The organism is Pseudomonas sp. (genome assembly GCF_035277045.1).
Classification (GTDB): Bacteria; Pseudomonadota; Gammaproteobacteria; order Pseudomonadales; family Pseudomonadaceae; genus Aquipseudomonas.
In genome coordinates, this window is sequence record NZ_DATELE010000181.1 from 1 (window position 1) to 18,779 (window position 18,779).

An 18,779-nucleotide genomic window follows, 5' to 3' on the forward strand; every position below is an offset into this window, starting at 1 on the left:
CACGGCGGATCAGCTGGTCGCTGATGCCCTTGAGCGCCTCGACCACGGTCTGGTTGTACTGCGCCACGGCAACGTCATAGCCGGCCGAGGCGACGCCGAGCTGCGAGCGCAGGCGGCCGCCGTCGAAAATCGGCAGGCTGATGGCCGGGCCTGCGTTGTAGTTGAACTTGCGCCCGGTGAGAAACTCCAGCGGGCCGCCGCCGGTGGCCATGAAGCCCAGGCCACCGACCAGGTTGACGTTGGGGAAGAAGCCGGCATGGGCGACGTCGATGCCGCGGGCCTGGGCGGCAACCTGCCAGCGGCTGGCAACCACGTCGGGGCGTTGGCCGACCAGTTCGGCGGGCAAGGTCGAGGGCAGTTTCAGCGGCGCGCCCAGGGTCAGGCTGGGGCGCTGGAGCTTCGCGCCCTCCCCCGGACCTTGGCCGGCCAGCGCCGCCAGCTGGTTTCGCGCCAGGGCGATTTCTTCATTCAGCGCGTCGAGCTGGCGGTGGGTCTCAGGCAGCGGCGCCTGGGCCTGGCTGACTTCGAAATGAGTGCCGATGCCTCCGGTCAGGCGGCGCTCGGCCAAGGCCACGATCTGTTCCTGCTGGGCCAGCTCGGCCTGCACGATGTCGCGCTGGGCAAAATGCAGCGCCAGCTGGATATACACCTTGACCACGTTGTTCTGCAGTTCGAGCTGCGCCTGCCGGGCCAGGGCCGCGCTCAGGTGCGCGCGGTCCACGGCCTGTTCGCTGGCATTGCGCTCGCGGCCCCACAGGTCGAGGTTGTAGCTCAGGCCCAGGGTGGCATTGTTGTCCCAGGTGTTGGCGCCCGACAGCGCGCCGGGGCCGTAGAACTGATCCTCCGGCCAGTTGTGGCGCTTGAGCGCGGCATCGCCCGTGCCCTGCAGCTTTTCAGCCGACTCGACCACCCCGGCCATGGCCTTGGCCTCGCGCACGCGCGCCGCGGCCAGCGCCAGGCTGGGGCTACCGGCCAAGGCCAGTTGCACCCACTGGTCGAGCTGAGCATCGCCATAGGCCTGCCACCACTGCTGCCGGGGCCAGTGGGCATCCTGGGCGGCCTCGGAAATGGCCGCATCAAGGGTCAGGGAATCGGGTTGCAGCGTCTTGGTTTGCGGGGCGATGCCCCAGGTTCCGATACAGCCGCTCAAGGTCAAGCCAAGAGCACAGGCACTGAACGCATTGAGCGCTCTGATGATGCGACGCGGCACAGCTGCAGATTCCCGAGGAAGAAAATGAAGGACGCTTTGGAGAGCGCAATTCTAGGGGGCAGCCTGACGCGCGATAAGCGTGTATTCCTGCGAATCTTTGTTACGAAAACAGCGATAATCCGGCTTTAGTCGAAAGACCGTTCCGGTCACTTCGTGTCACACTTTGTCGTCTACCTTGAGAGCGACCCATGGACACCCTGCAAAACATGCGTGCTTTTAGCTGCGTAGCCCAGGTGGGCAGTTTCACTGCCGCCGCCGCGCAACTGGATACGACCACCGCGAACGTTTCGCGGGCGGTTTCCAACCTCGAAGCCCATCTGCAAACCCGCCTGCTCAACCGCACCACCCGCCGCATCGCGCTGACCGAGGCCGGCAAGCGCTACCTGATGCGCTGCGAGCAGATCCTGACCTACGTCGAGGAGGCCGAGGCCGAGGCCAGCGATGCCCACGCCCGTCCGGCAGGGCAATTGAAGGTGCATTCGATGACCGGCGTCGGCCAGCACTTTGTCATCGATGCGATTTCCCGCTACCGGGAGACCCATCCGGACGTGACCTTCGACCTGACCATGGCCAACCGCGTGCCCGACCTGCTCGACGAGGGTTACGACGTGTCCATCGTGCTCGCCAGCGAGCTGCCGGATTCGGGGTTTGTCTCGCAGCGCCTGGGGATTACCTACAGCATCGTCTGCGCCTCGCCAGACTATGTGGCGCGCAACGGCGTCGCGCACAAGCCGGCCGACCTGCTGGGCCATGCCTGCCTGCGCATGGTCAGCCCGGTGATCCCGCTGGAAAAGTGGATGTTCAACGGGCCGGAGGGGCAGGAAATGGTCACCATCACGTCCTCGCCTTTCCAGGTCAACTCGGCCGATGCCATGAAAACCGCGATCCGCAGCGGCATGGGCGTTGGCGTCCTGCCGATCTACTCGGCCATCGACGGCCTGCGCGACGGCAGCCTGGTGCGGGTGATGCCCGATTACCGTTTGCAGGAGCTGAACCTGTACGCCATCTACCCGTCGAGGCAGTACCTGGATGCGAAGATCAAGACCTGGGTCGAGTACCTGCGCAACTCGCTGCCAGAGATCCTGGCGGCCCATGAAGCGGACCTGAAGACCCACGAGCTGCTGATCGCCAACTGAAAAAGCTGCTGCACGGGGGCTGGGGTCAATGGTAGGTTGCTATTCATTGACCTCGCCCCAGCAGAGAACTTGCCGATGAAAAAGAACGTCCTCGCTTTCAGCCGCGTCACCCCGGCCACCGTCGAACGCTTGCAGCAAGATTTCAACGTTATCGTCCCTGACGCCCGGCAAGGCGATATCGCCGCGCAGTTCAACGAAGCCTTGCCCGAGGCCCACGGGCTGATCGGGGTTGGCCGCAAGCTGGGCCGCGACCAGCTCGAAGGCGCGGGCAAGCTTGAGGTGGTGTCGAGCATCTCGGTTGGCTACGACAACTATGACCTGGCCTACTTCAACGAGCGCGGCATCGCCCTGACCAATACCCCCGATGTGCTGACCGAAAGCACCGCCGACCTTGCCTTCTCGCTGGTCATGGGCAGCGCCCGCCGCGTCGCGGAGCTCGATGCCTGGACCAAGGCCGGGAACTGGCAGGCGACCATCGCCCCCGGCCACTTTGGCAGCGACGTGCACGGCAAGACGCTGGGTATCGTCGGCCTGGGCAATATCGGCGCGGCCATCGCCCGCCGTGGCCGTTTCGGCTTCAACATGCCCGTGGTGTACAGCGGCAACAGCCGCAAGCCGCAGCTTGAGCAGGAGCTCGGTGCCCAGTTCCGCAGCCTCGACCAGCTGCTGGCCGAGGCCGATTTCGTGGTCATCGTGGTGCCGCTGAGCGAAGCCACCCGCAAGCTGATCAGCACCCGCGAACTGCAGCTGATGAAGCCCAGCGCGTTCCTGATCAATATTGCCCGCGGGCCGGTGGTGGATGAGGCCGCGCTGGTCGAAGCTTTGCGCAGCGGCACCATTCGCGGCGCGGGCCTTGATGTGTACGAGAAAGAGCCGCTGCGCGAGTCGCCGCTGTTCCAGCTGCCCAACGCCCTGACCCTGCCGCACATCGGCTCGGCCACCGCCGAGACCCGCGCGGCCATGGCCAGCCGCGCGGTGGACAACCTGCGCGCGGCGCTGCTGGGCGAGCGGCCGCAGGACCTGGTGAATCCGCAGGTGTGGAAGTAACTAGCCTATTTGGCGCATGGCCGCTTCTGCCCGGCACAGCCGGGCACTGTGGGAGGATAGTGGTTGCGCCGTGGACAGTCGGCAATCACCTCTATCTCAACCTGCGCCGCAGCCCGTGCACCTTGCGCACCACATACCGGGGCCGGTGCTTGGTCTCCTGGTAGATACGGCCGACGTACTCGCCCAGTATCCCGATCCCGATCAACTGCACCCCACCCAGGAACAGGATCGCCGTCATCAGCGACGGGTAGCCCGGCACATCCGTGCCGAACAGCAACTTGTCGATCACCATGTACACCGCGAACCCGAGCGCGAACAACGACACCAGGCCACCGATGTAGGACCATAGCCGCAAGGGCACCGTGCTGAACGAGGTAATCCCGTCCAGCGCCAGGTTCCACAATCTCCAGAGGTTGAACTTGCTCGACCCGGCGACCCGCGGCGCCCGGTTGAACTCGATTATCTCGGTGCGAAAACCCACCCACGACAACACGCCCTTCATGAACAGCTGCTGCTCGGGCAACTGGCGGATGGCGGCGACCACCTTGCGGTCCAGCAGGCGGAAATCACCCACGTTCTCCTCGATGTGGGTCGAGGCGATGCGGTTGTGCAGGCGGTAGTAAAGGCTGGCCGTCCAGCGCTTGAAACGGGTGTCGCCGGAGCGGTCGCGGCGCTTGGCCAGGACCACGTCGGCGCCATCCTGCCAACGCTCGACCATCTGCGCGACAACGGCGATCGGGTCCTGCAGGTCGACATCGATCGGCACCACCGCATCGCCATCGGCGTATTCCAGCCCAGCGAACAGCGCCGCTTCCTTGCCGAAGTTACGCGAGAAGTTGACCACCGCCACCTTGTCATCCCGCGCGGCAAGCTCGGCGCAGATGGCCTCGCTGCGGTCACTGCTGCCATCGTTGACGAACAGGATCTCGACCTCCAGGCCAACCAGGGAGGGCTCCTCGCGCACCGCGCGGTAGAACAGTTCAAGGGTGGCCTGTTCGTTGTACACCGGCACGATCAGGGTAATGTTCATGGCGTCCTCGTCCCAAGGATGACAGCGATGGGAAACCGTGCGTTCACGCGCCGATCTGGATCGAACTCGACCCTGGAATCTCCCACAGCGAACCGGACCTTCGATCAGGCCGACGCCGCAAGCTCACCATCGATAGGTCTCCGGGTCGCGCGGCACTTTCATCAGCACATAGCCGATGCCGTCGACCAGATGAATAGCGTAGAACTTGCTGTCGATCACCGGCGTGGGGCTGCGCGCTTCAACCTGCTGACGATCCAGCGGCGCATGTGACGCGAAGTTGCTCAGGCCCACCCGGGGCAGCATCTCGGGCAGCAGCAGGAAGTTGATATTGAGCACGTACCTCAGCGCCGGCATGACCTTGAACGAACCCGCCGCGGCCGGCAGCCACTGGCCGCTCGAGCCGATCTCCAGCAGATACAGCCGCGGCGCCGATGCCAGCGCCGGCCGTGAGCTGATGTCGTGAGCCAGGGAGAACGCCAGCGACTGCTGCAATTCTTTCTGCACCAGCAGGATCCGACCGTAGGCAAACGAAAACGACAGCATGAACAGCAGCGGCACCACCAGCAGCCCGGGCAGGCGCGGGCTCCAGTTGTCGAGCAGGCGATGGGCAAGCAGCAGCACCAGCACCATCGGCGTGGCCAGCCCCATCAAGGTGCGCGCCCCATCGTTGAAGTCGGCGAACAGCAGGGTGAGCCCCGGAATCAGGAGCAGGACCAGCGGCGCGGGCAGCAACAGGCCCGACAACAGGACCAGTCTGGACAAAGGGCTCTGATCGCCGCGCACTACCCGTGTGATTTCGCCGGTCAACGCCAGCGCCGCCAGCACCAGCAGCACCAGGCTGAACCAGAGCGTGCCAGGGGTGACGAGCAGGCCGATCCGTTCGGCGATCAGCCCGAGGCGCTGGCCGATCGCCGCAAGCCACAGATGATCGAACGCCAGGAGTTGCGTGCGTACGGGTGACATGAGCTGGAAACCGCCGAGCACATACAGCAGGCAGCCGCCGAATAGTTGGGCAAGGCGCCCTGTCGCGTGCCGGACCACCTGCCGCGCGTCCGCACCTTGCACCACCTGGCGCATGACCTCCAGGCAGCACAAGCCGCCGATCAGGTTGATGGTGACCTGATAGAAACTGACGGAAGCCGCGACCAACAGCGCGCCGTAGACCAGGTTGCGCCTGCGCGACGGCTCAAGGGTGATCGCCAGCACCCCGGCCGCCATCGCCAGCGCCATGGCCGGGCCGTCATACTGGTAGGACAGGTTCTGCAGGAAAAACGGGTTGTACCACAGCGGCAGCACCACCAGCACCGCACTGGCCTGGGGCGCGACAAAGTAATGCCGGACCAGTCGAGCCAAGGCCAGGGCCACGGCGCTGGCCGCCATCAGCAGCGGCAACGGGAACAGATTGGGCGCGCTGGCGCTGAAGCTCAGGCCGGCGTACAGCCAGTCGGACAGCAGCCGGCCTTCCTGGGTCCAGCCGTTGCCGGCCATCTGCGAGCGCCAGCTGTCATCGATGTAGAAATGGTCGGCCAGCAGCAGCGGCAGCAGGTGCAGGCCCACCGCCAGCAGGCACAGCACCTGCACCTCGCGCTGCGACAGGTGCCTGGCCCACGGTGCCGGTGTCGACATGGCTGTTCCCTTGCGTGCTGAGTGTGCCCGGCAAGTGTAGACAGCGATGCGGCGGCGACCATCGAATGTTCAGACCCAGCGCGGACCCCGCGCAGGCCTGGCGTGCTTTGGCGCGGGCTTGCGGAACACCAGCACGTTGCCAAGCATTACCAACACCAGCCCCGTCAGGGCGGGCGTTGTCCACTGGTAGCCCTCCGCGAAGGCCGAAACGTTCAGCGCCACCAAAGGAAACAGTACCGTGCAGTAGGCCGCCCGTTCCGGGCCCATGCGCCCGACCAGCGTCAGGTAGGCCGTGAAGCCGATCACCGATCCCGGGATCACCAGGTACATCAACGAACCGATGTAGCGGGCGTTCCATTCCATGGCAAAGGGAATGCCTGCCACCAGGCAATACACGCCGAGCATGCCCGCGCCGTACAGCATGCCCCAGGCGTTGGTGGTCATGGGCTTGAGGCCGGCTTTCTGCTGCAGGCTCGAGAGCATGTTGCCGGCCGAGAAACACAGAGTCCCGAGCAGTGCCAGGCCCAGGCCGATCAGGGTTTCGCGGCTGGCGCCGTGGCCTGCGAGCTCCGGCCAGAACAACAGGCCAAGCCCCGCAAGTCCCAGCGCGCCACCGCCGAGCACGTTGGCCGCGATGCGCTGACCGAAGAACACGCGGGCATTGAGCGCGTTCCACAAGGTGGCGGTGGAAAACACCACGGCGATCAGGCCGCTGGCGACCCACTGGCTGGCGGTCAGAAAACACATGAAGTTCACGCAGAACAGGCACAGGCCCTGGGCCAGGCAGATCAGGTGGCCCCGCCGGTCCATGGGTTGCAGCCGCCGGGTGAGCAGCAGGATGGCGAACAGGATCAATCCGGCCAGGGCAAAGCGGTAGACGATCGAGACCGGGATATCGACCACGCCCAGCTGCAGCTTGAGCGCGATCCAGGTGGTGCCCCAGATGAGCACGGTGAGGAGATAGAGGGAGAGGTTCATGGTGGAGGGTTCCTGGGTGGCTCGATTGTTTCAGGGCCGCTTCGCGCCCCAGCTCCTGATGCCCCCACTTTCCATCAGGCCTCACCCACCCCGCTTGCACAAACTTGCGCTTTTACCCGTCCTGCCCCTCCACACCCGTCTCAACCGCAGTAGGATAGGCGCCAGAGGACCCGCCCATGACTTCACTCCACCAGTTGCAAGTCTTCAACACCATGCACGCCTCGCCCCACGCGCGGCTGGAGCACAGCGCGCAACTGGGTGATGGCCTGGCCGCGGCGCTGTGGCGCAACCGTGATGACGCCCGTGACTATCAGGCGCCCAGCCACCACACCCTGTCGTGCTACATCGACGATGGCACCGGGACCTTCCGTCGCCAGCGTCCCGCCGACAAGGGCGGGCCTGACAAGCTGTGCATCATGCCCGCGGGCCATGAGTCCAACTGGGTGGTCAACGGGGCAATCCGCCTGGCGCACCTGTACATCAGCGAGGAGCAGTTCGCCCTCGGCTGCGTGCGCCTGCTCGATCGCGAACCGCGGGAGATGCAGCTGACCGAAGCGACCTTCATCGACGATGCCCAGCAGGCGCGGCGCTTTCGCCAGCTGATCGGCCTGGACTGGAACGAGCCTGGCGAACGCCTGCTGGCCAGCAGTCTGGCCCACGCGATCGTCGATCATGCGGTGCTGAGCCAGGCGGGTCTGCGCCAAGGGCTGCGCCTGAAGGGCGGGCTGGCCCCGCATCAGCGGCGCCAGCTTGGCGAGTACATCGAAGCGCACCTGGACCAGGCCCTCACCCTGGGCGAGCTGGCCGAGCGCTGCAACCTGTCCGAATACCACTTCGCGCGCATGTTCCGCGCAAGCTTCGGCCTGCCGCCCCACCAGTACGTGCTCGCCCGGCGCCTGTACCGGGCCTGCCAGCTGCTACGCCTGGGCGGACTGCCACTGGGCGAGGTGGCGCTGGCGTGCGGCTTCGCCAGCGCCAGCCACTTCAGCAACCGCTTTCGCCAGGCGCTAGGCGCGACCCCCGGCGAGTACCGCGCGGCCTTTGCCCACTAGAACTCGAAGGTGCTGGACAGGCTCACCTGCCGCGCATCCCCGATGGCAACCACATAGCGACTCACCGCCGAGCTGTAGTAGGTCTTGTCGAACAGGTTCTTGACGTTGAGCTGCAGGCGCACCTTGTGCTCGTCCAGGCGGGTTTCGTAGCTGGCGAACGCATCAGCCACGGTGTAGCCCGGCAGGTCGAAGTCGTTGGTCGAATTGCCAGCCCGCTCGCCGACATAGCGGGCACCGGCGCCGAGGCGCAGACGGTCGCCGCCGAACAGCGTGCCCAGGTCGTACACCGCCGACAGCGAACCGCTGTGACGGGCCACGTTCTGCAGGCGGTTGCCCTTGAGATCCGGGTCCTTGGTCACTTCGGCGTCGGTGAAGGCGTAGCTGCCGATCAGGCTCCAGCGCTCGCTGAGCTGGCCGGTCAGGTCGAGTTCCACGCCGCGCGAACGGACTTCGCCCGCATTGCTGTAAAGGGTGTCGCCGCTGGCGCTGTCGAGGGTGGACACCAGCACGTTGCGCTTGGTGATATCGAACAGCGCCAGCGTGCCGGTCAGCGCGCCGGGCATGTCGAGCTTGGCGCCCAGCTCCCACGACTTGGCTTCTTCCGGCGCGATCGCCGAATCCAGCACCAGCCCGCCGGTGAGCGGCGCGATGCTGGAGTTGGGCTTGAACGACTCGGTGTAGCTGCCATAGAACGACAGCTGCTCGTCGACCTTGTACACCAGCCCCGCATGCGGCACCCAGGCCTGGTCATGGGTGTTGGTATTGGTGTTGAACGGGCGGCCGCGTCCGGCAAGCTGGTCGTATTTCTGGAAACGCGCACCGGCCACCAGAATCCAGTGCTCATCCAGATGAATCGCATCCTGGAAGAACACCGAGTCGCTGCGCAGCTTGTCGGTCTGGGCGCTGTCGCTGGCCCGCACCGTGGTGCCTTCGACTTCCTGGCCATACACCGGATCGAGGTAGCTGAAGGTGGAAAGGCTGGTCTGGCGGATCAGGTCGTCCCGGTAGACCTTGCGGTACTCGTTGTCGTAGCCCACCAGCAGGTCATGCTGCATGCCGCCGAGTTCCTGGGTGCCGGCGAGATTGATCGTGGCGAAGCGGTCAGTGCTGATGGCGCCATGGGTGCCGTCGATACTGCGGTTCAATGTGCCACGGGCATCGTTGACGCCAGTTACGCGCACTTGGCTCGCATCATAGGTTTCGCGGTTGAAGCTGTAGCCAAGGTGCAGTTTCCAGTCATCGGCCAACTGATGGTCGACTTCCAGCTGGTACAGGTCGGAGCGCCCTTCCATGTCGTTGAACGGCTCGTCCAGGCGGCGGGTGGACGGAATGTCGAGGGGGTGGTTGGTGACATTGCTGATCGCCGTGCCCCGGTCGAACGGGTAGAGGAATTCGCGGTGCTCGTAGGCCAGCAGTACCTGGGTGTCCTCGCCATACCAGGCCAGCGACGGGGCAACCAGCGATTCGCGGTGCACGCCGTAGTTGCGCCAGTAGTCCTCGTCTTCGTGGTCGACGATCAGGCGGTAGGCCAGCGAGCTGTCGCCGATCGCGCCGGTGCTGTCGAAGCCGCCGCCGCTGCCGTTCTTGCCGCTGCCATAGCTCGAACCGCGCAGGGTCAGGGCGTTGTAGGACTGCAATTGCGGGCGCTTGCTGACCACGTTGATGACCCCGCCCGGGTCCTGGATGCCGTACAGCAGCGACGCCGGGCCCTTGAGCACCTCGACCCGCTCGGCGGTGGCATTGAGCGCGCGGCCCTGCACGATCGGCATGCCATCGCGCATGATCGAGCCGTCACGGTTGTCGCCAAAGCCGCGTTTCATCACCGTGTCGGAGGTGCCGCCGAAGTTGTTGCCTTGGGTGATGCCACTGACATTGGCCAGTGCATCGTCGAGGTTGCGCGGGGCCTGGTCGCGGATCACCTGGGCGGGCACCACGTTGATGGCCTGGGGGATGTCCTGGTTCGGGCCTTGCCCACGCATGATCGAGGCGGTGGTCGGCGGCTGGTAGCTGTAGCCCGCGTCCTGCTGGGAACTGATGGTGGTGGCTTGCAGGTTGAGGGCGGACGAGTCGTCGCGTGGCTGCAGGGTCAAGGTGCGGGCGTCGAGGCGCTGCCAGGTCAGGCCGCTGCTGCCCAGCAATCGCTGCAGGGCCTGTTCGGCGCTGAGGCTGCCACTCAATGCGGGCGCTTCAAGGCCTGGCAGCGCGAAGGTGTAGACCACGCTCTGGCCGGTGACATGGCTGAAGGCGTTGAGCGCCTGGACCAGCGGCTGGCCTGGCTGGTCGAAGCTGAACCGCTGGTCGTGGACTTGCGCCGCGCTGGCCATGGGCGCCAAGGCCAACGCGCCAAGGGTCGAAACGCCGAGCAGGAGAGAAACGCAACGCGCGGCTGAGAGGGGGGACTTCATGAACGCTGACCTGTGAACGGTGATGATGTGCATTACACGGATGCGCAGGTGAGGTACCTCACCTGGGGATTGAAAAAAAACCATTCGCGCGGTGCCTGCCTTACCGCAACACCGTTACCCGCCCCCACACCGTCTGCCGCTCGAACCCGAGCACCGCGCCGAGCGAATCCAGCGCGGCCATCGGGTCATCCACCGGGAAGCTGCCACTGACCTTGCGTTGGCCCAGCTCTGCATCGAGCAGCAGGATCCGTCCTGGGTAATACCGCCGCAAATCCTCGACCACGGTCTTCAGCGGCACCTGGTAGTAGTTCAGCCACCCCTGGCGCCAGCCCAGCCGCGCCTCGCTGTCGACGGTGAGCGTTTCACCGGCCTGGCCGTGGGCATAGGCGATCTGCTGGTTGGCGGTGAGCAGTCGTGGCACCTGCCCGGCGGACGGCGTGACCGCCACCCGGCCACCGAGCACCGTGACCTGGGCGCCATCCTCCTGCTCGCGGACTTCGAACGCGGTGCCCACCACCCGCACTTCGCCGCCGCCAGCCTCGACCAGGAACGGTTCGCCCGTGTGGGTGACCTGGAAATAGGCAGCCCCGCGCAAGAGACGCACGCGCCGCTCGCCATGCTCGAAGTCGACCGCAAGCGCGGTGCCTGCATCGAGGGTGAGCTGGGAGCGGTCGGCCAGGGTGACCTGCCGGACGCGCTCGTTGCTGACGTAGTCGGCTTGCAGGTCCTGCAGCCAGAACCCAGGGTGCCAACCCGCCGCCGTGCCCCACGCCAGCACCAGGACCAGGCAGGCAGCCGCGTAGCGCAGCGCCCGGCGCGGTGATGAGGCGGGCTCGGCGACGCTTGTCTTGCACGCCTGGAGGGCGCGCATCATATGCTTTTCGACGGCGCTCCGGGACAGTTGCAGGGCCTCGGCGATCTCGCTGTAGGTATGGCCATGGATCCGGTTGCGCAGAAAGATCTGCCGGGTACGCTCCGGCAATCCGAGCAAGGCGGCTTCGATTCGCTGCAAGTCATGATCGACTTCCAGGACATGCTCCGGCGCCTGGACCGCCGCGGCGGCGTCCAGTGTCCGCAGCCCTTCGGCGGCGCGTACCCGGCTGCCTTCGCTGCGCAGGTGATCGATGGCCAGGTTACCGGCGCAGCGCAGCAGGTAGGTGTCCAGGGCTTCGACCTTGACTTGCGGGCGGCGCCAGAAACGCAGGAACAGCTCCTGCACCAGGTCGGATGCCGTGGCACGGCAACCTACGCGTCGGCTGACCAGCGCTTCCATCCGCGCCCGCTGCGCCAGGAACACTTGCACGAACAGCGCGCGGCCGCCTGCCCCCTCGGCATCCAGGCCAGGCTCGGGAAGGGACCGCGGCTCGCTCAACGGCTCACCCAGGCAGCACAGCCAGCAATGGCCCGAGCACCAGGCTGACGGCGGCCAGGCCCAGCAACAGCCGCGGCTGGTAGGGCAGCAGGAACACCCACAGCGTGACCCCGGCCATCAGCACCGCGATCCACTCCACAAGCCCCAGGCCCCAGCCGCGCTGCTGCACGGTCAGCACCAGCGCCAGCAGCAACAGCGCCCAGCCGGCAACCCGCAGGCTCCGGCGCTGGGGCAAGGTCGACTTGCGCTTGAGCAGGTCATTGAAGTGCTTTTCCATGGCCAGGCACAGGGCGGCAAAGCCGGCAAAACCGATCAGGGCACTGCTGAGCATCAATTCACCTCGGGCTCGGCCAGGGTTTCAGGGATGGGCTTGGCGGCGCGCGGTACGCGCTTGGCAGCCGGCTTCGGGTCGCGCAACATCTTGCTGGCCGCCCAGGCCAGGAACAGGCCGACCGCCAACGCCGTGAGGTCGAAGCCGGCCATGGCCCAGTCGCCCACCGCGAGGGAGTGGTCAAGGCCCTGGCCGGTGGTCAGGGCATTGAGCAGCGGCAACAGGGCGAACGCCAGGGCGCCCAGCCCCAACTGCTCGGCCCAGGCCCGGCGGCCCGGGCGCAGCATGGCGTGCGGCAACGACAGCGCCCACACCAGCAGGAAGCTGTTGACCTCCCAGTCGGCGCGTCCCTGCATGGCCACCGGCAGCAGGCGGTTGGTCCAGAAAAACGCCGCCACCCCCAGCAGCAGGCCGCTCATGCTGGCGATGTTGAGCACCTCGACCAGGCGCAGCTCGGTGGGCAGGCTTGCACTCTTGGCATGCTTGAGCTGGCGCTTGCCCAGCCACATCACCAGGCCGGTGCCGATCACCGCCGTGCCCGCCACGCCGAACAGGAAGTACAGCCAGCGCAGCCAGGGCCCGGCGAAGTGGGCCATGTGCAGGCCGCCGATGGTGAAGGAGGTGGTCATCGCCGCGCTTTGCCCGGCACTGCTTTTGAGCAGCTCACCGGTGACGCCATCGAAACTCCAGCTACCGCCCCGGGAGGCGATGCCATCGGACGCGCCACGGGTGAAGTTGATCCGTGCGTTCTGGTCGCCCGGGTTCTGTACCTCGATCCAGCCCAGACGCGCGCCAGGGGCCTGCTCCTGGACCTTGGCATAGAGCGCGGGCAAGGAGGCCATCGGCGCGACGATGCCTGCCGGCCTGGGCGCCTCGGACTGGCCGAACAGCTCGCTGAAATAGCTGCGCGGGTTGTCATAGCTGGCCATGATGCCGGCCGGCATGACCATGTACATGAACAGCACCAGGCTGCTGTAGCTGATCATCAGGTGGAAGGGCAGCACCAGCACGCCGATGGCGTTGTGTCCGTCGAGCCAGGAGCGCTGGCCTTTGCCCGGGCGGAAAGTGAAGAACTCCTTGAAGATCTTCTTGTGGGTGATGATCCCGGTCACCAGCCCCAGCAGCATGATGAACGCGCAGAAGCTCGACAGCCAGCGGCCCCAGGGATGGGGCATCTCCAGCTGGAAATGGAAGCGGTAGAAAAAGTCGCCGCCGCGGCTGTCGCGTGCCTCGACAACCTGGCCGCTCCGGGCATCGAGTTCCTTGTTGGTGAAACCGCGGCGGCCACCGCCGCCCTCGCTCCAGCCGACATTCAGCGCCGGCTCGCGCTCGCTGGGCAGGCGGATGAACCAGCCGCTGGCCTTGCCTGCATTGGCGTGCAGGTACTGCTGGGCAAGCCCGAGGCTCGCCGCCGGGTCGAGCGGATAGCTGCGTACCTCCGGCTGGCTCCAGTGGCTGATCTCGTCCTTGAAATACGACATCGTCCCGGTCAGGAAAATGGCGAACAGCAGCCAGCCGAAAATCAGGCCGGTCCAGGTGTGGAGCCAGGCCATCGCCTGGCGGAAGCCTTCTTTCATGGGGTTTTCATCCAGTAGGCCAGGCCGTTGATCATCGCCAGCGTCAGGCTCGGCAGCAGCACGCCCAGCCATGCGCGCCAGGCGCTGCGGCAGGCGAAGCACCAGATGAAGGCCAGCAGATAGAACACGAACGAAAGCATCATGCCGGTGAGCACGGCATCGACCTTTGGCAGCGGCGCCAGAAAGGCGATGCAGATGCTCGCCATCGAGGCCAGCAGGTAGCCGCCCAGCAGCGCAGCGAGGCTGCGCGAGGTCACGGCCAGACGATAGCTGACGGGCAGCCCGGCACTTTTGCTTTTCATCGAAGGGGTCCGAAAAATGAGGGTGCAATAGTAATGATTTCAATTCGCATAAGCAAAGTGACATTACGTGTGCCTGCCTTGTCCCTCCGAAGGATTGCCGAGACGCCAGGTTCGCCAATACAATGCGAACAATTATTGCTTCCAGTTGCGCTAGAAGGCGCCGGAGTGTCCTACGGTGCCCAGTGCCCTTTCTTCCTCGGTCGAAGGCCTTTATCACGCCCATCACAACTGGCTGACCCAGTGGCTGCGTCGCCGCCTGGGTTGCCCACACAGCGCGGCGGACCTGGCCCAGGACACTTTTGTCCGGTTGCTGCAATTGCGCGAGGCACCGCAGCTGATCGAGCCGCGCGCGTTCATCACCACCGTCGCCAAGCGCGTGATGTGCAATCACTTCCGCCGCCAGGAACTGGAGCGTGCCTACCTGCAGGCGCTGGCCAGCGTTCCTGAAGACCTGGCGCCCTCGGAAGAGCACCGGGCCATCATCTTCGAGACCCTGCTGGAGCTCGACCGGCTGCTCGACGGCCTGCCCCTGCTGGTCAAGCGCGCTTTCCTGCTGGCGCAGGTCGACGGCCTTGGCCATGCACAGATCGGCGCCGAGCTCGGTATTTCCCTGGCCACGGTCAAGCGTTACCTCAACAAGGCGGCCCTGCGCTGTTATTTCGCCCTGTGAACACCTCGTTTTCTCCCCAGGTGGCCGAGCAGGCCGTGCACTGGCTGATCGAATCCCAGGGCGATGCGTTCGGCCAGTCCGATCAGCAGGCGCTGGCCCAGTGGCTGCAAGCCGACAGCGAGCACCAGCGCGCGTGGGCGCATATCCAGCAGGTCAACCAGCGCTTGCGCGGCGTGGTCTCGCCGGTGGTGCACGCGACCCTGCAGGCACCCCCATCGCCTGCCCGCCGCCGGGCACTCAAGGCATTGCTGCTGGTGGGGTTTGCCAGCGCGGCCGGCCTTGGCCTGCAACAGCACAACCCGCTGCCGGGGCTGATGGCGGATTACCGCAGCCCGGTCGGGCAGCGTCGGCGCATGCGCCTGGCCGACGGCAGCACGCTGGACCTCAATACCCGCAGCGCCGCCGACGTGCGGTTCGATGGGCAGATGCGGCAGGTGCGGCTGATCGAGGGAGAGTTGTTGCTGGAGGTGGCGGATGGTTTGAGGCCGCTGGCCTTGCGTACGGCTGAAGGCGTCATGCAACTGGGCAGCGGACGATTCAACGTGCGCCAGTTCGAGCGTTTCAGCCGGGTATCGGTGTACAGCGGCACGGCCAGCGTTGCCGGGCAGGCGCTGATTGCCGGACAGCAGGCGCGATTCGCCGAGGGCGGGTGGCAGGGCATTGCGGCGGCGGATCGAAACACCGGTGCCTGGGTCGACGGCATGCTGGTCGCTTCGCAGATGCGCCTGGGTGATTTTCTGGCGGAGCTCTCGCGATATCGCAGCGGGCAGCTTGGGTGTAGCGATCAGGTGGCCGGGTTGCGGATTTCCGGGAGTTATCCGCTGGCTGACAGTGAACGGATTCTCGAAATGCTGGAGGTGGCGCTGCCGGTGAGGGTACGGCGGTTTACGCGGTATTGGGTGAATGTGGAGGCGCGGGTCTGATGGTCCTGCCTGGCTCAGGAGCGCGGTGCAGCTGACAGTCCTACACATTTTTCTGCAATCCCCTGAGCCATTTTTCCCTTCTCGCGTGACAGACAAGGCAGAACCCCCTTCCCAAGGACCCCGTACATGCTTCTGCGCCCCCTCGCCCATGCCTTGCTGCTCGCCACCAGCCTCACCGCCGCCCTGCCCTGCGCCCAGGCCGCCGAGCAGGCCTTGCAGCACTACCACATCGCCGCCGGTTCGCTGGAAGACGCCCTGAACCAGTTCGGCCGGGAAAGCGGGGTGCTGGTTTCGTTTGGCTCGCAACTGACCCAAGGCCTGCTCAGCCCCGGTCTGGACGGCCAGTACAATACGCGCGACGGGCTCGACACGCTGCTGCGCGGCAGCGGCCTGACGGCGCGCGCCGAGGCGGACAACGCCTACAGCCTGCAACCAGTGGGCGAGGCAGGGACGGCGGTCGAGCTCGGCGCCTCTACCGTGGTGGGCGACTGGCTGGGCGAGGCGCAGCAGGACAATGTCTTCGAGCACCCCGGCGCGCGTGACGTGATCCGCCGCGAGACCTTCGAGCGCAGTGGCGCCACCACGGCCCGCGAGGTCCTCAACCGTGTTCCCGGCGTCAACGCGCCGGAAAACAACGGCACCGGCAGCCATGACATGGCGCTGAACTTCGGCATCCGTGGCCTCAACCCGCGCCTGGCGTCGCGCTCGACCGTGCTGATGGACGGCATCCCGGTGCCGTTCGCGCCCTATGGCCAGCCGCAGTTGTCGTTCGCCCCGATCAGCATGGGCAACATGGACGCGGTCGACGTGGTGCGCGGCGGCGGCGCGGTGCGCTATGGTCCGCAGAACGTCGGCGGCATCGTCAACTTCGTGACCCGGGCGATCCCCGAGGAGGCGACGTTCAAGGCCGGCATGCAAAACCAGATCAGCCCCTCGTCGAGCCACGATGGCTTCAAGAACAGCGCCAACCTGCTGGTCGGCGGCACCAACGCCAACGGCCTGGGCGGCGCCCTGCTCTACTCCGGCACCCGTGGCGGGGACTGGCGTGAACACAGCGACACCCGCATCGATGACCTGATCCTCAAGGGCAAGCTGCAACTCGACGACGCCAACAGCCTGCATGCCATGGCCCAGTACTACGACGGCGAGGCGCAGATGCCTGGCGGCCTGAACGTGGCCGACTACGCCGCCGACCCTTATCAGTCGACCCGTCTGAACGACAAGTTCTGGGGTCGCCGCAGCATGTTCAACGTCGGCTACGACTACAAGGAAGACGCTCGCCAGTTCAGCGTCAACAGCTTCTTCACCAAGACCCTGCGCAGCGGCTACCTCGACCAGGGCAACTTCGTCTCGCTCTCGCCTCGCGAATACTGGGTGCGCGGTATCGAGACCCGCTTCTCCCAGGGCCTGGCGCTGGGCGACAGCTGGCATGAGCTGGGCATCGGCTATCGCTACGTGAGCGAAGCGGGCCACGAGCTGAGGTACCGCGAGCCGACCAGCACCGGGCAACTGCCCACCACCGGCAGCACCAACGACCGCGACACCCGCGGCAGCACCGAGGCGCATGCGATCTTCCTCGATGACCGCATCGACATCGGCCGCTGGACGCTGACCCCGGGCATCCGCTACGAGATGATCGACTCCGAGCAGACCAACAAGCTCAACGGCCAGCGCTACCAGGGCGACTACAACACCGCCCTGCCCGCGCTGAACGTGATGTACCACCTCACCGAAAACTGGAACCTCTACGCCAACACCGAAGGCTCGTTCGGCAGCGTGCAGTACAGCCAGATGCCCAACCGGGTCAGCAGCGGCGAGGTGAAACCGGAAAAGGCGCGCACCTGGGAAGTCGGCACCCGCTACGACAATGGCAACCTGCAGGCAGAGATCGGGGCCTTCCTGATCAACTTCGACAATCAGTACGAGAGCAACCAGACCAACGACTCGGTGATTGCCCGTGGCGAAACCCGCCATCAAGGCGTCGAGACCAGCATCAGATACGCCCTTGATGGCCTGAGCCCCGCGCTGGCGGGCTTCGACGTCTATGCCACCTACGCCTTTGTCGACGCGACCATTCGCGAGGACGGGGTGAACAAGGGCAACCGCGTGCCCTTCTCGTCCCGCCACAAGGGCACCCTGGGCCTGGGCTACACGGACGGTCCATGGAAGCTGGACCTGGACAGCAGCTTCCAGAGCAGCCAGTTTGCCGACAATGCCAATACCCATGGCGAGAGCGCCGATGGCAGCACCGGGCGCATCCCTGGCTACATGCTGGTCAGCACCCGCGCGGCCTACGATTTTGGCCCGGCGCTGTCGAACCTGAACGTCGCGGTGGGCGTGAAAAACCTGTTCAATCGCCAGTACTACACACGCTCTTTCGACGACAACAACAAGGGCAAGTACGTGGGCGAGCCACGCACGCTGTACCTGCAGACATCAGTCGCGTTCTGAGGTGCGACAGCAAAAGCCCGGCATCCGCCGGGTTTTTGCTACAAGAAATTTATATTTGCCCAGGGGTTGAAATCGTCGGTCGATTGCCTGACCTTAGAGTCAAGAGGCAAATTTTCCCACAGGCTGCAACAGCCGTGGCCTGCCTCTTTCGAGCTAGCTGAATAAGGATTGAATCATGCAGATCCAGGTCAACAGCGACAACCATATCCAAGGCAACGAACGACTGAACGAGTGGGTTCGCAGCACGGTGGAAAGCACGCTCGAACGATTTGAAGAGGACCTTACCCGCATCGAGGTTCACTTGCGCGACGAGAACGGCGCCAAGCCCGGTCCGCACGACAAGCGCTGCCAGCTGGAGGCGCGGCCCAAAGGGCATCAGCCGGTGTCCGTGAACCACACCGCCACCTCGCTGGAACAAGCGGTCGAAGGCGCGGCCACCAAACTGAACAACGCGCTGGATCACCTGTACGGCAAGTTGCGCAGCAAGCGCAGCGTGTTGCCCCACAGCGAGCCCGAGCGCGAACTGGAAGAGTGATCCAGAAAGCCCGGTGCCAGGCACCGGGCTTTTTCGTGGCCCGTTGAAAAGACCTTTTTGAAGCCGGCTTCCGGCAAGTACCGCGGCGATTCCTTGAAACCACGCCACAGCTCGTCGCCCTGCCTGAACCCATC

At 65.6% G+C, this 18,779-nt stretch carries 16 protein-coding genes; 7 read left to right on the forward strand and 9 right to left on the reverse strand.

The window, feature by feature from the left end; translation table 11 throughout:
* A partial coding sequence (locus VJS90_RS09135; protein WP_324121193.1) for an efflux transporter outer membrane subunit occupies positions 1–1,210 on the reverse strand: 1,210 nt, incomplete at its 3' end.
* A 188-nt stretch (positions 1,211–1,398) separates the two neighbouring features.
* Between VJS90_RS09135 and VJS90_RS09140 the strand changes: the two genes are divergently transcribed.
* Both VJS90_RS09140 and VJS90_RS09145 read left to right on the forward strand, forming a co-directional pair.
* The gene (locus tag VJS90_RS09140) at positions 1,399–2,346 is read left to right on the forward strand and encodes a LysR family transcriptional regulator (RefSeq protein WP_324121195.1); all 948 of its coding nucleotides are present in this window, start codon (positions 1,399–1,401) and stop codon (positions 2,344–2,346) included.
* A 75-nt stretch (positions 2,347–2,421) separates the two neighbouring features.
* A complete protein-coding gene (locus VJS90_RS09145) occupies positions 2,422–3,393 on the forward strand; it encodes a D-glycerate dehydrogenase (protein ID WP_324121197.1) in 972 nt (323 codons plus the stop codon).
* A 91-nt stretch (positions 3,394–3,484) separates the two neighbouring features.
* On the opposite strand, the gene VJS90_RS09150 is transcribed toward VJS90_RS09145, so the two are convergent.
* The 3 genes from VJS90_RS09150 to VJS90_RS09160 form a co-directional block, all read right to left on the reverse strand.
* Positions 3,485–4,423, reverse strand: coding sequence for a glycosyltransferase family 2 protein (locus VJS90_RS09150; RefSeq protein WP_324121199.1), 939 nt, complete (start codon positions 4,421–4,423; stop codon positions 3,485–3,487).
* A 123-nt stretch (positions 4,424–4,546) separates the two neighbouring features.
* Positions 4,547–6,049: a glucosyltransferase domain-containing protein gene (locus tag VJS90_RS09155; protein ID WP_324121201.1), complete on the reverse strand. Its 1,503-nt coding sequence runs from the start codon at positions 6,047–6,049 to the stop codon at positions 4,547–4,549.
* 69 nt (positions 6,050–6,118) lie between these two features.
* Positions 6,119–7,027, reverse strand: a complete 909-nt coding sequence (locus VJS90_RS09160) for a DMT family transporter (protein ID WP_324121202.1) — start codon at positions 7,025–7,027, stop codon at positions 6,119–6,121.
* Positions 7,028–7,203: 176 nt separating this feature from the next.
* On the opposite strand from VJS90_RS09160, the gene VJS90_RS09165 reads away from it, so the two are divergent.
* The gene (locus tag VJS90_RS09165) at positions 7,204–8,079 is read left to right on the forward strand and encodes an AraC family transcriptional regulator (protein WP_324121204.1); all 876 of its coding nucleotides are present in this window, start codon (positions 7,204–7,206) and stop codon (positions 8,077–8,079) included.
* Here VJS90_RS09165 and VJS90_RS09170 read toward each other — a convergent pair.
* The 5 genes from VJS90_RS09170 to VJS90_RS09190 all read right to left on the reverse strand — a co-directional run bounded on the left by VJS90_RS09170 (position 8,076) and on the right by VJS90_RS09190 (position 14,066).
* Positions 8,076–10,484, reverse strand: a complete 2,409-nt coding sequence (locus VJS90_RS09170) for a TonB-dependent receptor (protein ID WP_324121206.1) — start codon at positions 10,482–10,484, stop codon at positions 8,076–8,078. The genes VJS90_RS09165 and VJS90_RS09170 overlap by 4 nt on opposite strands.
* Before the next feature lie 100 nt (positions 10,485–10,584).
* Positions 10,585–11,757, reverse strand: coding sequence for a sigma-70 family RNA polymerase sigma factor (locus tag VJS90_RS09175; RefSeq protein ID WP_324121346.1), 1,173 nt, complete (start codon positions 11,755–11,757; stop codon positions 10,585–10,587).
* A gap of 103 nt (positions 11,758–11,860) precedes the next feature.
* Entirely contained in the window at positions 11,861–12,187 is a 327-nt protein-coding gene (locus VJS90_RS09180) for a DUF3325 domain-containing protein (protein WP_324121208.1), read from the reverse strand.
* Complete coding sequence (locus tag VJS90_RS09185; protein ID WP_324121210.1) at positions 12,187–13,764, reverse strand: PepSY-associated TM helix domain-containing protein; 1,578 nt, start codon at positions 13,762–13,764, stop codon at positions 12,187–12,189. Before VJS90_RS09185 ends, VJS90_RS09180 begins: the two co-directional genes overlap by 1 nt.
* Positions 13,761–14,066: a DUF3649 domain-containing protein gene (locus tag VJS90_RS09190; protein ID WP_324121212.1), complete on the reverse strand. Its 306-nt coding sequence runs from the start codon at positions 14,064–14,066 to the stop codon at positions 13,761–13,763. Before VJS90_RS09190 ends, VJS90_RS09185 begins: the two co-directional genes overlap by 4 nt.
* A gap of 175 nt (positions 14,067–14,241) precedes the next feature.
* On the opposite strand from VJS90_RS09190, the gene VJS90_RS09195 reads away from it, so the two are divergent.
* The 4 genes from VJS90_RS09195 (at position 14,242) to VJS90_RS09210 (ending at position 18,645) form a co-directional block, all read left to right on the forward strand.
* On the forward strand, positions 14,242–14,736 hold the full coding sequence (locus VJS90_RS09195) for a sigma-70 family RNA polymerase sigma factor (RefSeq protein ID WP_324121214.1): 495 nt from the start codon (positions 14,242–14,244) through the stop codon (positions 14,734–14,736).
* Positions 14,733–15,659: a FecR family protein gene (locus VJS90_RS09200; RefSeq protein WP_324121216.1), complete on the forward strand. Its 927-nt coding sequence runs from the start codon at positions 14,733–14,735 to the stop codon at positions 15,657–15,659. Before VJS90_RS09195 ends, VJS90_RS09200 begins: the two co-directional genes overlap by 4 nt.
* A 126-nt stretch (positions 15,660–15,785) precedes the next feature.
* A complete protein-coding gene (gene fecA, locus VJS90_RS09205; protein WP_324121218.1) occupies positions 15,786–18,110 on the forward strand; it encodes a TonB-dependent Fe(3+) dicitrate receptor FecA in 2,325 nt (774 codons plus the stop codon).
* A 175-nt stretch (positions 18,111–18,285) separates the two neighbouring features.
* Complete coding sequence (locus VJS90_RS09210) at positions 18,286–18,645, forward strand: HPF/RaiA family ribosome-associated protein (RefSeq protein WP_324121220.1); 360 nt, start codon at positions 18,286–18,288, stop codon at positions 18,643–18,645.
* The last annotated feature ends 134 nt before the right edge of the window (positions 18,646–18,779 follow it).

Excerpts from the sequence above, each read along its gene's own strand:
- VJS90_RS09160 (WP_324121202.1), bottom strand. The coding sequence starts at position 7,027 with ATGAACCTCTCCCTCTATCTCCTCACCGTGCTCATCTGGGGCACCACC.
- VJS90_RS09145 (WP_324121197.1), top strand. The coding sequence starts at position 2,422 with ATGAAAAAGAACGTCCTCGCTTTCAGCCGCGTCACCCCGGCCACCGTC.
- VJS90_RS09165 (WP_324121204.1), top strand. The coding sequence starts at position 7,204 with ATGACTTCACTCCACCAGTTGCAAGTCTTCAACACCATGCACGCCTCG.
- fecA (WP_324121218.1), top strand. The coding sequence starts at position 15,786 with ATGCTTCTGCGCCCCCTCGCCCATGCCTTGCTGCTCGCCACCAGCCTC.
- VJS90_RS09170 (WP_324121206.1), bottom strand. The coding sequence starts at position 10,484 with ATGAAGTCCCCCCTCTCAGCCGCGCGTTGCGTTTCTCTCCTGCTCGGC.
- VJS90_RS09185 (WP_324121210.1), bottom strand. The coding sequence starts at position 13,764 with ATGAAAGAAGGCTTCCGCCAGGCGATGGCCTGGCTCCACACCTGGACC.
- VJS90_RS09210 (WP_324121220.1), top strand. The coding sequence starts at position 18,286 with ATGCAGATCCAGGTCAACAGCGACAACCATATCCAAGGCAACGAACGA.
- VJS90_RS09175 (WP_324121346.1), bottom strand. The coding sequence starts at position 11,757 with ATGGAAGCGCTGGTCAGCCGACGCGTAGGTTGCCGTGCCACGGCATCC.
- VJS90_RS09180 (WP_324121208.1), bottom strand. The coding sequence starts at position 12,187 with ATGCTCAGCAGTGCCCTGATCGGTTTTGCCGGCTTTGCCGCCCTGTGC.
- VJS90_RS09140 (WP_324121195.1), top strand. The coding sequence starts at position 1,399 with ATGGACACCCTGCAAAACATGCGTGCTTTTAGCTGCGTAGCCCAGGTG.
- VJS90_RS09150 (WP_324121199.1), bottom strand. The coding sequence starts at position 4,423 with ATGAACATTACCCTGATCGTGCCGGTGTACAACGAACAGGCCACCCTT.
- VJS90_RS09190 (WP_324121212.1), bottom strand. The coding sequence starts at position 14,066 with ATGAAAAGCAAAAGTGCCGGGCTGCCCGTCAGCTATCGTCTGGCCGTG.
- VJS90_RS09155 (WP_324121201.1), bottom strand. The coding sequence starts at position 6,049 with ATGTCGACACCGGCACCGTGGGCCAGGCACCTGTCGCAGCGCGAGGTG.